A 13,763-nucleotide genomic window follows, 5' to 3' on the forward strand; every position below is an offset into this window, starting at 1 on the left:
GCATGCTCTTCTCTCCGAGAGAGGCGATTGCTAATCTGCACGAAAATGACGAGATGGTCCGATCCAGGGAGTGAGCCGAGATGCGCTTGAAGGACAAGGTTGCGATCGTCGTCGGCGCCGGCCAGAGTCCCGGCGAAGGCATGGGCAATGGCCGCGCCACCGCGCTGACCTTCGCGCGTGAGGGCGCGAAGGTGTTGTGCGTCGACCATCATCTGGAATCGGCGCAGGAGACCGTGGACCTGATCGCCGCGGCGCACGGCACCGCCGCTTCCTTCAAGGCCGACGTGACCAAAGCTGCCGACATCAAGGCGATGGTTGCGGACACACAATCGCGCTGGGGCCGCATCGACGTGCTGCACAACAATGTCGGCGTCAGTCTCTCCGGCGGCGATGCCGAGTTGCTTCAAATCACCGAGGAGGCGTTCGACCGCGTCGTCGCCATCAATCTCAAGAGTTGCATTCTGGCCGCGAAGGAAGTGATCCCGATCATGCGCGCGCAGAACAGCGGCGCCATCATCAATATCTCCTCGATGGCTGCGATCACGACCTATCCTTACGTCGCCTATAAAGCGACGAAGTCGGCGATGATCGCCTTCACCGAACAGCTCGCCTATCAGAACGCCGAATACGGCATCCGCGCCAACGTCATCCTGCCCGGCCTGATGAACACGCCGATGGCCGTCGACACCCGCGCCCGCGAATGGCACAAGACCCGCGCCGAGGTCGAAGCCGAGCGCGACAGCAAGGTGCCGCTGCGCAGGAAGATGGGAACGGGATGGGACGTCGCGAACGCTGCGCTGTTCCTGGCGTCGGATGAAGCGAATTTCATCACCGGCGTGACGCTGCCGGTGGATGGCGGGGCGAGCGTGAGACGGGGGTGAGGCGAGCGCGGTGCTTACCCTCCCCTGGAGGGGGCCTGGAGGGGGAGGGTGAAGCGTCACCGCGGCGCGCTTGTCACCCGCCAGATCGTGCCGTTGCCATCCTCCGACACCAGCAGCGATCCATCCTTGGCCACCGCAACGCCAACCGGCCGTCCCCACACCTCCCTGTCGCTCACCACGAACCCCGTGATGAAATCCTCGTACTCGCCCGTCGGCCTGCCGTCCTTGATCCGGATACGGATCACCTTATAGCCGGTGCGCTTCGACCGATTCCAGGAGCCGTGCTCGGCGGCGAAGGCGTTGCCCTGATACTCCGGCGGAAACTGCGTTCCCTGGTAGAAGGTCATGCCGAGCGAGGCCGAGTGCGGCTGGATCAGCACATCGGGCACGGTCACCTTGTCCTTGAGGTCCGGCCGCGCGCCGGCGTGGCGCGGATCCTCGTTGCCGCCGATATAGAACCAGGGCCAGCCATAGAACGCGCCCTCCTTCACGCTGGTCACGTAGTCCGGCGCGAGATCATCGCCGAGACCATCGCGCTCGTTGGTCGAGCACCAGGGCAAGCCAGTCTGCGGCTGGATCGCAAGGCCGACGCAGTTGCGGATGCCGGTGGCGTAGATCTTCCGATCCTTGCCATCAGGGTTGAAGGCGAGCACGGCGGCGCGCTCGAGCTCGCTGGCCCACGCCGCGCCAAGCGGCTGCGTCTTCGCCCACACCTCCAATCCGCCAGGCGGCGTGCCCATGCCTTCAGCGACGTTGCTGAGCGAGCCGACCGAGACCAGCATGCGCTTGTTGTCGGGCGTAAAGACGATATCGCGGGTGGAATGGCCGCCGTCATGCGGCAGGCTCGCCACGATCGTCTCCGCTTTGCCGCGCGCCTTGAGATCACCGGATTGATAGGGAAAGCGGACCACACTGTCGGTGTTGGCGACGTAGACCCATTGCGGATTGTCGCCGTTCGGAAAGAAGGCGATACCGAACGGCTGCCGGAGGCCGCTCGCAAACACCTCGTTGGTCGCAACCTTGCCATCGTCGCCGGCGCGCAGCACGCGGATGGTGCCGGCCCGCGTCTCCGCGACGAAGACGTCGCCGTTCGGTGCAACCCTGACGATGCGCGGTGCGCGCAGACCTTCCGCGAACAGCTCGATCTTGAAGCCCGGCGGCACCTGGAGCGCGGCCTCCTGCGGGCGCGGGACCACGCGCGCGGAGCTCGCCACCGACCGCGTCGCGCCGGGCCGAACCAGACCCTGCGGCCGGATCAACCTGACCGTGCCGGGCTTGTCAGCCTGCCAATCGCCGTAGGCGTCCTTGCCCTGGAGCACCGGCTCGCCCAGCGCGCCGGTCGTTGCCGCAACCATCACCCCCGCAGCCACCGCCGCGGACCATATCCTGCTGTTCACGTCGCCTTCCTCCCGGCCTGCGCGTCTCAAACGTCAACGCTGATGGACCCGCATACGTTCGGGAAAAACGCCTGCCGCATCCGACGTCAGCTCATGCCCGCACGATGTGCATCAGGCCGGATCCATCATACTGGAAAATGCAAGTGATCGGTGCGACACATTGTAGGGGCGGGGCCGCTGGTGCGGTCATCAAAGCTGCGGCACCGGTGTTGCAATTGATGGGATGATCATGTGGGGATCCATCATATCGGAATGGGCGAGCCTGCTGCTCCGCTGGCTGCATGTGGTGGCAGCGATCGCCTGGATCGGCAGCTCCTTCTATTTCATCGCGCTCGACCTCAGCCTCAGGCCCAAGAGCAACCTGACGAGCAACCTGACGGGCGACCTGCCTGACGGCGTGCAGGGCGAGGCCTGGCAAGTCCACGGCGGCGGCTTCTACCGGATCATGAAATATCTGGTGGCCCCTCACCAGATGCCGGACGAGCTGACCTGGTTCAAATGGGAGGCCTACACCACCTGGCTGTCCGGCTTCGCGCTCATGGTGGTGGTGTATTATCTCGAAGCCGACCTGTTCCTGGTCGACAAGTCGATCCTCGACCTGACGCCATTCCAGGCCGGTCTGTTCAGCTTCTGTAGCCTTGCCCTGGCGTGGCTGCTTTACGAAGCCGCGTGCCGCACCGGGCTGGCGCAGCGCGAGCTGCCCTTCGCCATCGGCGGCTATCTGTTCCTGGTCGCGCTAACCTACGCCTTCATCCATGTGCTGAGCGGCCGCGGCGCCTTCAACCAGATCGGTGCGATCATCGGCACCATCATGGTCGCCAACGTCTTCGCGCTGATCATCCCGAACCAGAAGAAGATCGTCGCCAGCCTGATCGCGGGACAAGCGCCCGATCCCAAGCTCGGCAAGGCCAGCAAGGAGCGCTCGGTCCACAACAACTACCTGACGCTCCCCGTGGTCGTGCTGATGATCAGCAACCACTATCCCCTGCTCTACGCCACCCGCTTCAACTGGATCATCGTCGCGATCATCCTGGCGCTCGGCCCGGTGATCCGCCATTTCTTCAACGAGCGGCATGCGGGGCGAAAGTCGCCGTGGTGGGTGTGGGGCGTCACGGCAGCGGGCGCGATCGCGATCCTGTTCCTCTCCGCGGCAGGTCCGCGCAACGTGAAGACAGGCGCACTACAGGCGAAGCCGACGCTCGCCAATGTCGAGGAGATCGTGATGTCCCGCTGCAGCATGTGCCATGCGGCCGAGCCGGTCTGGGCCGGCATCGTCACCGCGCCGAAAGGCATTTTGCTCGACGCGCCCGAGCACGTCCATCGCAACATCCGCCTGATCGGCCGCGTCGCCGCCTGGTCCAGCGCGATGCCGCCAGGCAACGTCACCGAGATGACCGGCGAGGAGCGCGCCATTCTGGCCGCCTATCTCGCGCGGGCGCGCTAGCGTCGCGCCGCCGTTCGCGGAATGAAATTTCCGCATCTCCCACTGAATTGAAAATGACTTGACCGTCTATCCGGCGTAGACAAGATCGGCAAGTCAGCCGGTATGCGGGAAAGAACAGTGGCCCTCAAGAACGTCATCGGTATCGACCACGCCGTGGTCATGGTTCACGACCTCGACAAGGCCGCCGAGAACTACCGGCAGCTCGGCTTCACCCTGTCGCCGCGCGGCACCCACAGCGCGCATATGGGCACCGGCAACTACACCATCATGTTCGATCCGGACTATATGGAGCTGCTCGGCGTGCTCACCGCGACCGAGCTCAATGCGCCGGCCCGCGCCTTCCTCGACAAACACGGCGAAGGCATAGAGCGCATCGCCTTCACGGCGATCGATTCAGCGGCTGGCGCGGAGGAGATCCGCGCGCGCGGCCTCACGCCGATCGGCCCGACCGATTTCGAGCGCCCGGTGACGCTGCCTGATGGCACGGTGGCGGCGGCGAAATTCCGCACCTTCATGTGGCCGACCGCGGAGGCGCCGGGCGGCGTGCGCATCTTCGCCTGCCAGCACAAGACGCGCGAGACGGTGTGGATCCCCGAGCTGATGACGCACGCCAATGCGGCGAAGCGGATCAAGCAGACGCTGATCGCAACGCCCGAGCCCGCGCAGGACGCCGCGCATCTCGGCCGGCTGATCGACCGCGAGCCCAAGGCCGAGGCCGACGGCGCGGTCACCGTGCCCTCCGGCGGCGACCGCGCCGATTTCGTCTATCTGACGCTCGAGCAGCTCGGCAAACGCTATCCGGGCGTGCCCCTCACCGGCCTCTCCGAGCGCGGCGGTGCGGCCCTCGTCCTCGTCAGTGGCGATCTCGCAGCGACCGAAAAGACGCTGGGCGCGGCGGCCGTGCGCAGCGGGGCTGCGGTCTGCGTGCCTCCGACCAAGGCCAACGGCACCCTGCTCGCCTTCGTTGCTGGGTGATTTGAAACAATTCTTTAACAAGCGTTCGCGCAGCGGGCCTAGGCTTTCCAGGCTGTCGTCTGGCAATGGACCGAGATCGCGATGCGCAAGGATATCTCCTAGGACTGCTTGAAGCATTAGAAGGCGCGCTTGCCCTGCTGCCTGAACGAAGACTCCGTCGGCGCATCGAGGAAGACGACCGGCGTGCCGCGCTTGATATTGTCATCGAGCGTGCGCACGTCCCAGGTGGTGAGCCTGACGCAGCCGTGCGAAGCGGACTTGCCGACCTTGTCGGGCTCCGCCGTTCCGTGAATGCCGTAGCCCTGTGCGGACAGGCCGATCCAGTACGCTCCCACCGGATTGTTCGGCCCCGGTTTGACGTCGAACGGCTCCTTCGATCCGGCGCTGTCGAACTTGTAGTCGGAATTGTAGTGATAGGTCGACTTGTCATTGGTGCTGGTCACCTTGAACGTCCTGCTCGGCGTCGGACGATCGGGACCGCCGATTGACGCCGGATAGAACGCGACGAGACGTTCTGACGCGTCGAACACCTTCAAGGTCTCATTCTTCTTGTCGATCTCGAGCCGCGCGATGCGCGGCAGCTCGTTTCGAGCCGCGACATTCGCGACGACGATCGTCTCATCGACCTTGTCGAAGGACTTTTCTCAGCCACAGCGAAATCGTCACACCGAGCACCGATTGCTTCATCTGCTGGTTCCGACCTGCAAATCGGTCCGTAAAGACCGCGGAGAGTTTCTCTGCGGGAACACCGTAGTAACACCGACGAGACCGGTGAATCGCAGCTTTGCCGCAATCGGACGGTTAAGAAGTCCTTGTCACCGACGCATCGTCGGCCGTTCATCCCACAGTTCGAGGTTGTCCACGCAATGCGATTTGTCGTCGCGGCTTGCGCCGCGTTCCTGATTCTGATGTGCGATCTCGATCCGTCGGCATCCCGGCAAACATCAACTTTCGACCGTGCCGTTCTTGAGAACAATACAGCCTCACCACTTGTTCCGGTGGCCGAGCTCTTCCTCGCCAGCGTGCAGGCCATCGAGCTCGCCAATGCGCGCGCTGCTTATGAGGAGGCGACCGAGCCCGTACGCGAAATCGAAACCGTCGTGGAGGCACCGCTCTCGCCGACCGAAAAATTCTGCCACGCGCTGCGCGAAGCTGCCGAGGCCAGCGGCATTCCGGTGCCGTTCTTCGCGCGCCTGATTTGGCAGGAAAGCCGCTTCAAGTCCAAGGAGGTCAGCCAAGCCGGCGCGCAAGGCGTTGCGCAGTTCATGCCGGAGACGGCCGCGGAAGTCGGGCTCGACGATCCCTTCGATCCGATGAAGGCGCTGCCGGCATCGGCGAAATTCCTGCGCAAGCTCCGGGACGATTTCGGCAATCTCGGGCTTGCTGCAGCCGCCTATAACGCCGGCCCGGGCCGGATCCAGAAATGGCTGGCGAAAGAAAGCGAGCTGCCGCGCGAGACGCGCGATTATGTGCGCATCATCACCGGCACCCAGGCCGAAGACTGGACCGCGCGCGCCGAGGCGCTCGCGATCCGGATCGACCTGCCGCGCGAAGCGCCTTGCGAAGGCATCGGCAGTCTCTCCAAGTCCAGGGACGTCGCCTGGGTTCCGGTGAACCTGACGCCATCGGTCTCCAGCATCATCCGCAAGGCCGAGCAACTGGCGGCGCACCTGACGGCCAACCGTGCGCGCAGGCGGCTTGCCTCGCTGATCCACAAGACCACCCACGGCAAGGCGCGCAGCATGATCGCAGCGCGCGCGGCCGGCAAGAGCGCCAAGGCCCGCGCCGTCCGGCTCGCCGCGAGCGAGCGAACTTCAGGGTGATGAACGGACCGGAAGCCGCGCCTGAGCGGCTTCCGGCGTGCCGCGACTTAATCGATTTCCTCAATCACGCGACGCTCGCTGGGCTCGATGACGTAGGTCCGCGTATCGCGATGGATATAGCGGTATTCCCGCAGGTCGGGCGCATCCTGGTAGACCGTGCTCGGGAATTCCTCGACCTCGACCGTGTCGGGGACGCGGTCACCGACATGGAACTCGGTGCGCGCGGTGCTGCCGGTGGTTCGCGCTTCCCGTCCGTCCGTTCGCGTTTTCGCATGCTTGCGGATCGCCTCACGATCGCGATCCGAAAACTTGCTGGCGCTGCGCTCACGCGTGGTCGTCGTCGCAGTGGACTGCCCTGAGTAAGGCAGCACAGTCACGATCTTGTAGGTCGCGGGATCAACCACGACGATCTGATCCTTCACCAGCGCAAAGCTGTAGCCGCGGTACTGCGGCACGATCTCGACCACATCGGGCGGCAACGTCGACAGCTGCACGTCGCGCGGCACCACGGTGCCGACGTTCAGTGAGAAATTAACGTTGGTCAGTGGCCGCACGTTCAGGTGCGAGATCGAGGCGCTGATCCTGGTTTCCTGCTGGCGATTGAGGTTAACGTCGGTGCGCGACGCCGTGTTGGTTCCGGCCCGCTCGCCTTGTGCCTGATTGGTGCCCGATGCGTTCGGCGACTGGGCCTGATTGGTTCCAGTCGCACTTGGCGCCTGCTGCGCCTGATTGGCGTTGTTGGACGGAGCGCTGGCCGGCGGATTGGTCCGGTCCTGTGCCTGGTTCGTGTTCGTTGCCGGCGGGTTGGCGCCCTGCTGGGAGGCGGGCGGATTGCCGGCCGTGTTGTTGGAGTTGGTCGCGCCACCCTGTGGTCGCGACGAATCTGCGCTGTTGGTGGAATTTGGGCTTCCGGAGCTGTTGTTGGCGGATCCGGATGAAGGCTGCGAGGTCTGCGTGTTCTGCGTCGATGCTCCCGGTGATGACTGGGAGGATGGTGTCGAGCGTTGTGAGTCGGTCGCGCCCGGCGCTGGGGTGGTCGGCTGGGAGGCGGTATTTGACTGCGATTGCGGCGTCTGCTCACTCTTCGAGTTCGTGCTCGGTGATTGCGCCAAGGCAGCATTCGCCAGCACCAGCCCAAGCGCAGTGGTCGCTAACATTCGGATCATGGCTCTCCTCCTTTGTCCTTTGTCCGGTTCTGTGTTGGCTACCAACCTGCGTTAAGAGGCTCGGTTCCAGTTTTTCCCGGACCGTGAACAGAGATAAGGAACCCCCGATGCCAGCCAGAAGCGCCGGAATCCTCGCTTATCGCATGCGATCGGATCTTGAGGTTCTGCTCGTCCATCCCGGCGGCCCGTTTTGGCGCAACAAGGACCTCGGCGCCTGGTCGATTCCGAAGGGCGAGTACGGCGACGAACAGAATGCCGAGGAAGCTGCGCGGCGCGAGTTCGCTGAGGAGCTAGGACTGGAGCTGGTCGAGCCCCTGATCGCGCTCGGGCAGGTGAAGCAGCGCGGCGGCAAGATCGTGACCGCCTTTGCCGTCGAGCTCGACATCGATACGCGCAATGTCTGCAGCAACACGTTCGAGATCGAATGGCCGCCGCGCAGCGGCAAACGGCAAGCGTTTCCCGAGATCGACCGCGCCGCGTTCTTCACGCTGGACGAGGCAAAAAGGAAGATAAACGAGGGCCAGCGTCCGCTGCTCGAGCGGCTGGCGCGACTGGTCGGCTCGAGCTAGTTCGGTGCGAGCTATGGCATGCCGCTCACACCGGCTTCTCGTCGTCGCTCACCGGCGACGTCACCACGAGAAACACGAGATCGGTCAGGCCGGAATTCGCGATGGCGTGCTCCACACCGGGCGGCAGGAAAATCACGTCGTGCTTGCGCACGATATGGCTCTTGCCGGCGATCTCCATCAGCCCCTCGCCGTCGAGCACGTGATAGACCTGCTCCTGCACCTTGTGGTGATGCCGCGCCACATAGGCCATCGGCTGATACATCGAGATGCGATAGTCGATGCGGCGCGAGCCCGCGGTCTCCGGCATCACCAGCGGCTTCGACAGCGCGCCGCCAAAATGGTTGGGGAATTCGCGCCAGGGCACCTCGGCGATGTTGCGGATGAAGGCGCCGCCAGTTTCCTCGATCATGTCAGTGCTCCCTAATTCACCAGCGCGCGGCCATCGACATAGACGATCGAGCCGGTGGCAAAGCCGTTGGCCATGAAGCTCAGGATCTGCCAGGCGATATCCTCGGCCATGCCAACGCGGCCGACCGGCAGCGCGGCGGCGGTCTTCGCCAGCATCTCCTTGCGCGCAGCCTCCGGCATCGCAGCGCGGATCGGCGTGTCGATCACGCCCGGCGACACGGCATTCACGCGCACCGGCGAAAGCTCGAGCGCGAGTGCACGCGCGAGCGATTCCAGCGCGCCGTTTGCCGCACTGATGATCGCCGAGTTCGGCCGCGGCCGGACGCTGAGAAACCCGGTCACCAGCGTCAGCGAACCGCCGGGGCGGATCTCCGCCTCGCGCGCGACGCGCCAGGCGCCCCAGAACTTGCCTTCCATGGTGGCGCGCACGTCCTCCATCGGTACCGTCTTGAACGGCCCGGTGCGAAGCTGCGCGGCCGTGAGCACGACGTGATCGATGGGGCCGATGCGGCGAAACAGTTCTGACACGCTCTGGTCGCTGGTGACGTCGGTCGGGATCGCCGTCACCTTCAAGCGCTCGGCAACGGGATGGAGCTTCGCGGCACTGCGCGAGGCGATGATGATTTCCGCGCCCTCCTTCTTGGCAAGCTCCGCCGTGGCAAGCCCGATGCCTGAGGAGCCGCCGATCACGACGACCGTTTTGCCTGCGAACATCATTCCCATCTCCCGTATCGTTGTTGATTGGCGAGGCTGCGCTCAGCCCGGCTGAAAGCGCGTGCCGATACCGGCCTTGCTCTGGCCGAGGCCCGGCAATTCCCAAACGCCGGCGCCGGCCGGATTGACGTCGGCCGCGATATCGACGTCGATCAGATACGGCCTGTTGGCCGCGATGCCCTTGCGGATCGCTTCGCCGAGATCGCCGGCGCGATCGATCCGCACGCCCTCGACGCCGCAGGAGCGCGCCATCGCCGCGAAGTCAGGGTTGTAGCGCTCGCCCGTCTCCGGGTGCTTGAAGTCAGTCGCAAGCTCGCGTCCGCCGAGATAGCCGCGCTGAAGCCCGCGGATCGAGGCATAGGCGTAATTATTCCAGACCACCCAGACCACGGGCAGATTGTACTCGACCGCCGTGCCGAGCACGTTGGCGTGCATGAAGAAGGCGCCATCGCCGCACACGGACACACAAGGACGATCGGGCGCGGCGAATTTCGCGCCCATCACGCCGGCGACGCCAAAACCCATCGGGCCGAAGCCCATCGAGCCGATCAGCGAATCCGGCCGCCTCGGCTTGCAGAAGCCGAGCAGCCAGTTGTGGTGCACGCCAATGTCGGAGACGAGGATCGCGTCCTCCGGCAGCGCCTTGTCGATTTCGGCGGCGGCGCGCTGCGGATTGATCGGCGTGGTATCGTCGGAAAAGCCGGGCGCGACGAACTTGTCCCACTCTTTCCGATAACCATCAATCTGCGCCAGCCACTTTTTGCGCGCATCGGACTTCTTGAAGAGGTTGTCTCGGCGGTCGAGCTCGGCGTGCAGCTGGCGCAGGAAGGTGCGCACGTCGGCCATCAGCCCCAGCGCCACGGGATAGTTGCGGCCGATCTCTTCAGGGTCGATATCGACATGGATCAGCCTGGTCGGCGGGATCGTGAAGGAATAGCCCGGGATCCATGAACTCGAGGTGCGGTCGTCGAAGCGAACGCCGAGCGCCAGCAGCACGTCGGCCTGACGCGTCGCGTGATTGGCCTGATAATGGCCGGCGCGCGCGACGAGGCCGAGCGCGAGCGGATGGTTGACGTCGATCGCACCGAGGCCGCTGGCGGATGCCGCCACCGGAATCTGGAGCCGCTCGGCGAGCCTTCGCAATTCCTCCGCCGCACCGCCATAGCGCACGCCCTGCCCGACCAGCATCACCGGCCGTTCCGCCGAGAGCAGCATGTCGACCGCCTTCTCGACGCCATCAGGATCGGCACCGCAACGGCTGGAAATGTTGGCGCTCCACTCGATCGCTTTGGGCGCCTCTTCGGCCGCCGATTCCATGAAGACGTCGAATGGCACGTCGATCACGACCGGCCCCGGCCGCCCCGTGATCATGGTCTTCCAGGCCTGCCGCACCGCCAGCGGGACCATCTCGCCGCGGGTCGGCTGGAACACCTTCTTGCACATCGTGCGGACAGTGGATGGGAAGTCGGCCTGATAGTGCCGGTACATCTCCTGGAACGCGCCGCGGTTGAACTGGCTGGTCGGCACATTGCCGGTGATCGCCATGAACGGCACCGAATCGAGGAAGGCATTGGCGAGCGAGATCGGCAGGTTCGCCGAGCCGGGCCCGCATGAGGTGAAGGTCGCCGTCGGCCTGCCCGACACCCGGTAATAGACGTCGGCCATGAAGCCGGCGACGCTCTCGTGATGCACGGAGATGGTCTTGATCTCGGACGAGCGCTCGTACAGCGCGTCGATGAACTGGATGTTGCCGTGGCCGCAGAGCCCGAACACCTGCGGCACCTTCTCCTGAATCAGGTAATCGACAATGACCTGGGCGCCAGTGAGCATGTTCTTCGACATCAACCCGTCTCCCTCTCGGCCCACGACTCTTATGGACCGATGCAGGGAACATGGCGGTCGTCGCTGGGCCGCGGGCACCCTATTTCTCATAATGCTGTACGTCAATTTATATTGTGATAGCCTTCCCTTGAAGAAACGCAGAACTGCGCGCCGACGGCCGCGCCTGTTGCGTGCTAGTCTCGCAAGAACGGAGACGTGACGATTCACGAGAAGGGGCCTTGTCCTTGAAATCGCGTACCAAGCCCACGACCGGCGAGAAGCCTGCAAGCCCGCGCAAGACTGCGATTGCCGAGTTGGTGCCCGCTCCCAAAGCCGCCGGTGACGATGAGGCTGACGACAAGCAGCGCGGCGGCGGCGTGCAGTCGCTCGGCCGCGCCTTCTCGATCCTCGAACAGGTCGCGCGTCATCGCGAGGGAATCGGGCTTGCCGAGCTGAGCAAGCTGGTCGGACTGCACAACTCGACGACCTTCCACCTGGCGAAGACGCTGGTCTCGCTCGGCTACCTCCGCCAGGAAAAGGACAACAAGCGCTACCGCATCGGCCGTCCTCTGTTTGCACTCGCAGCTTCGGCACTCGACGAGATCGAGATGGTCAATGTCGCGACCCCGGTGCTGGAGGAGCTGTCACGCCAGACCAGCGAAAGCAGCCATTTTGCCGTGCGAATGGGCGATGCAGTCATCGTCATCGCCCGCACCAGCGGGCCCGGCGCGTTTCAGCTCACCGACCGCGTCGGCGTGGTGCGCCCTGCGCATTGCACCGCGCTCGGCAAGATCATTCTGGCATCGCTCCGTCCCGATCAATTCAAGCGGTTCCTGGAGCGCGCGGAGCTGAAACCGTCGACACCGAAATCCATCACCGACGCCGGCGTGCTCGCGCGCGAGATCGCCGAAGTGCAGCGCACCGGCGTTGCCTTCGACGACGGCGAGTTCAATCCGGAGGTGCGCTGCGTCGCCGTGCCGGTGACCGATTTCACCGGGCAGGTGATCGGCGCGCTCGGTATTTCCGGGCCGATCTGGCGGCTCTCCAATCAGGCGCTGCACGCCGGCGCACAAATCGTGCAGGCCGCCGCCGACCGCCTGTCCGCCGAGTTCGGCGCCAAGGACCGGGCGCACAAGGCGTTCTCGCAAAAAGCCTGAGCGGCAAGTGAAGCGGCGATTTTGCCGGTTGACACCGGCGATGACGTTCGGGATTATCATCCAGCATTAGAAAAGCATCTCTCACAATATCGGATACTCGATTTGAAGAGAGACACGATGCACCCGGGAGGAGAGAACCATGATCCGCTACCCGCGACGGACGTTGTTACGGGCGGGCGCAGCCTTCGTCGGCGCGTCGGCACTGGGATTTCCGGCGATCGTAAGGGCGCAGGCCGAGAAGATCCGGATCGGGCACCTGACGCCGCTGACCGGCTTTCTCGGCGTGATTGGCGGCTACGCCCAGCTGGGCGTCAAGCTCGCGGCCGAGGAGATCAACGCCTCCGGCGGCATCCTGGGCAAGCAGATCGACCTGCTCTCGGAAGACTCGATCAATCCGGCCACCGCCGCCACCAAGGCGCAGCGCATGCTGGAGCAGGACGGCGCGGTGGTGCTGCTCGGGGAAATCTCCTCGGCGTCCTCGCTCACCATCATGCAGGTCGCCGAACGCAAAGAAGGTGTTCTTCTCGACCGGTGCGCGCTCGGACGCGCTGCGCGGCAAGAACTGCAACAAATACGCATTCCACTGCGACATCCCGAACACCGTGATGGTCAACGCGGTCGGCACCGCGCTGTCGCAGAAGGGCATGGTGAAGGGCAAGAAGTTCTTCACCCTCACCGCCGATTACATCTTTGGCCATGACCTGCTGAAAGCCGCAAAGACCTTCTTCGGCGCGCATGAGGCGAACCTGATCGGCGACGAGCTGATCGCGACAGATGTCACCGACTTCGGCCCATACTTGCTCAAGGTGCGGCAGGCCAAGCCCGACGTGGTCTGCTGCAATCTCGCCGGCAACCAGGTGACCAATCTCGTCAAGCAATATGCCGAGTTCGGCCTGCCTTACCCGCTGGTCGGCTTCAACCTCAACACCGGCGACGCCTGGGCCGCGGGCGCCGGCAATCTCAGCGGCACGTGGCCGACGGTGTGGTATCACACGCTGAACAATCCGACGTCACAGGCCTTCGTTGCGGCCTTCAGCAAGAAATACGGCAAGCCGCCGGAGAACCACGCCTGGATCGACTACATCACGCTCAAGCTCTTGACTGAAGCGATCAACACCGCGAAGTCGACTGATAGCGGCGAGCTGATCGCCTATTTCGAGAAGCAGGCGCAATTCGACATCGGCAAAGCGCGCAGGGCTTATTTCCGCAGCTGGGACCACCAGCTTGTGCAGGAGGCCTATCCGTTCACCGTCAAGCCCAAGGACCAGATGAAGGACCAGTGGGACATGCTGGTGGTTGGCGATGCCGTGCCCGCGGCCAACGATCCGCTCGAAACGATCTATCCGAGCAAAGAGCAGAACCCCTGCGAGATGAAGGCCTGACGCGCGAGCGCGCGGCATGGACGCAA

The 13,763-nt window shown here is 64.4% G+C and carries 12 protein-coding genes and 1 pseudogene; 7 read left to right on the top strand and 6 right to left on the bottom strand.

The genetic code is table 11. From position 1 onward, the window contains the following. Positions 1-80: 80 nt before the first annotated feature. On the top strand, positions 81-881 hold the full coding sequence (locus JJB99_RS27570; protein WP_200495405.1) for an SDR family NAD(P)-dependent oxidoreductase: 801 nt from the start codon (positions 81-83) through the stop codon (positions 879-881). A 56-nt stretch (positions 882-937) separates the two neighbouring features. Here JJB99_RS27570 and JJB99_RS27575 read toward each other — a convergent pair whose 3' ends face one another. Beyond that, a complete protein-coding gene (locus JJB99_RS27575; protein ID WP_200495406.1) occupies positions 938-2,278 on the bottom strand; it encodes a PQQ-dependent sugar dehydrogenase in 1,341 nt (446 codons plus the stop codon). A 229-nt stretch (positions 2,279-2,507) separates the two neighbouring features. Here JJB99_RS27575 and JJB99_RS27580 point away from each other — a divergent pair, with 229 nt between their 5' ends. Beyond that, positions 2,508-3,722, top strand: coding sequence for a urate hydroxylase PuuD (locus tag JJB99_RS27580; protein WP_200495407.1), 1,215 nt, complete (start codon positions 2,508-2,510; stop codon positions 3,720-3,722). A gap of 117 nt (positions 3,723-3,839) precedes the next feature. Next, a complete protein-coding gene (locus JJB99_RS27585; protein WP_200495408.1) occupies positions 3,840-4,697 on the top strand; it encodes a VOC family protein in 858 nt (285 codons plus the stop codon). 116 nt (positions 4,698-4,813) lie between these two features. Here JJB99_RS27585 and JJB99_RS27590 read toward each other — a convergent pair whose 3' ends face one another. Then, a complete protein-coding gene (locus JJB99_RS27590) occupies positions 4,814-5,227 on the bottom strand; it encodes a L,D-transpeptidase (protein ID WP_246775334.1) in 414 nt (137 codons plus the stop codon). 336 nt (positions 5,228-5,563) lie between these two features. Between JJB99_RS27590 and JJB99_RS27595 the strand changes: the two genes are divergently transcribed. After that, positions 5,564-6,520 (top strand): lytic transglycosylase domain-containing protein, encoded by a 957-nt coding sequence (locus tag JJB99_RS27595; protein ID WP_200495409.1) that lies wholly within the window; start codon positions 5,564-5,566, stop codon positions 6,518-6,520. 47 nt (positions 6,521-6,567) lie between these two features. Here the strand turns inward: JJB99_RS27595 and JJB99_RS27600 are convergent, their stop codons facing one another. After that, positions 6,568-7,686 (bottom strand): DUF1236 domain-containing protein, encoded by a 1,119-nt coding sequence (locus JJB99_RS27600; protein ID WP_200500325.1) that lies wholly within the window; start codon positions 7,684-7,686, stop codon positions 6,568-6,570. Between the two features lie 107 nt (positions 7,687-7,793). On the opposite strand from JJB99_RS27600, the gene JJB99_RS27605 reads away from it, so the two are divergent. Then, positions 7,794-8,255 (top strand): NUDIX domain-containing protein, encoded by a 462-nt coding sequence (locus tag JJB99_RS27605; protein WP_200495410.1) that lies wholly within the window; start codon positions 7,794-7,796, stop codon positions 8,253-8,255. Positions 8,256-8,280: 25 nt separating this feature from the next. Here the strand turns inward: JJB99_RS27605 and JJB99_RS27610 are convergent, their stop codons facing one another. From JJB99_RS27610 to JJB99_RS27620, 3 genes are read right to left on the bottom strand one after another with little or no spacing between them, the layout of a single operon-like run. Further along, positions 8,281-8,664, bottom strand: a complete 384-nt coding sequence (locus JJB99_RS27610) for a cupin domain-containing protein (protein ID WP_200495411.1) — start codon at positions 8,662-8,664, stop codon at positions 8,281-8,283. 11 nt (positions 8,665-8,675) lie between these two features. Next, a complete protein-coding gene (locus JJB99_RS27615; protein ID WP_200495412.1) occupies positions 8,676-9,380 on the bottom strand; it encodes an SDR family oxidoreductase in 705 nt (234 codons plus the stop codon). A gap of 39 nt (positions 9,381-9,419) precedes the next feature. Beyond that, positions 9,420-11,219: a thiamine pyrophosphate-binding protein gene (locus JJB99_RS27620; protein WP_200495413.1), complete on the bottom strand. Its 1,800-nt coding sequence runs from the start codon at positions 11,217-11,219 to the stop codon at positions 9,420-9,422. A gap of 224 nt (positions 11,220-11,443) precedes the next feature. Here JJB99_RS27620 and JJB99_RS27625 point away from each other — a divergent pair, with 224 nt between their 5' ends. Continuing rightward, a complete protein-coding gene (locus JJB99_RS27625; RefSeq protein ID WP_246775005.1) occupies positions 11,444-12,355 on the top strand; it encodes an IclR family transcriptional regulator in 912 nt (303 codons plus the stop codon). 139 nt (positions 12,356-12,494) lie between these two features. After that, positions 12,495-13,737: pseudogene (locus JJB99_RS27630) on the top strand (ABC transporter substrate-binding protein). Positions 13,738-13,763: the final 26 nt, after the last annotated feature.

The organism is Bradyrhizobium diazoefficiens, assembly GCF_016616235.1.
GTDB classification, from domain to species: Bacteria; Pseudomonadota; Alphaproteobacteria; order Rhizobiales; family Xanthobacteraceae; genus Bradyrhizobium; species Bradyrhizobium diazoefficiens_H.

Bases quoted from the DNA above. Each gene is read 5' to 3' on its own strand.
- JJB99_RS27570 (WP_200495405.1), top strand. From the start codon at position 81: ATGCGCTTGAAGGACAAGGTTGCGATCGTCGTCGGCGCCGGCCAGAGT.
- JJB99_RS27580 (WP_200495407.1), top strand. From the start codon at position 2,508: ATGTGGGGATCCATCATATCGGAATGGGCGAGCCTGCTGCTCCGCTGG.
- JJB99_RS27595 (WP_200495409.1), top strand. From the start codon at position 5,564: ATGCGATTTGTCGTCGCGGCTTGCGCCGCGTTCCTGATTCTGATGTGC.
- JJB99_RS27600 (WP_200500325.1), bottom strand. From the start codon at position 7,686: ATGATCCGAATGTTAGCGACCACTGCGCTTGGGCTGGTGCTGGCGAAT.
- JJB99_RS27605 (WP_200495410.1), top strand. From the start codon at position 7,794: ATGCCAGCCAGAAGCGCCGGAATCCTCGCTTATCGCATGCGATCGGAT.
- JJB99_RS27610 (WP_200495411.1), bottom strand. From the start codon at position 8,664: ATGATCGAGGAAACTGGCGGCGCCTTCATCCGCAACATCGCCGAGGTG.
- JJB99_RS27615 (WP_200495412.1), bottom strand. From the start codon at position 9,380: ATGATGTTCGCAGGCAAAACGGTCGTCGTGATCGGCGGCTCCTCAGGC.
- JJB99_RS27620 (WP_200495413.1), bottom strand. From the start codon at position 11,219: ATGTCGAAGAACATGCTCACTGGCGCCCAGGTCATTGTCGATTACCTG.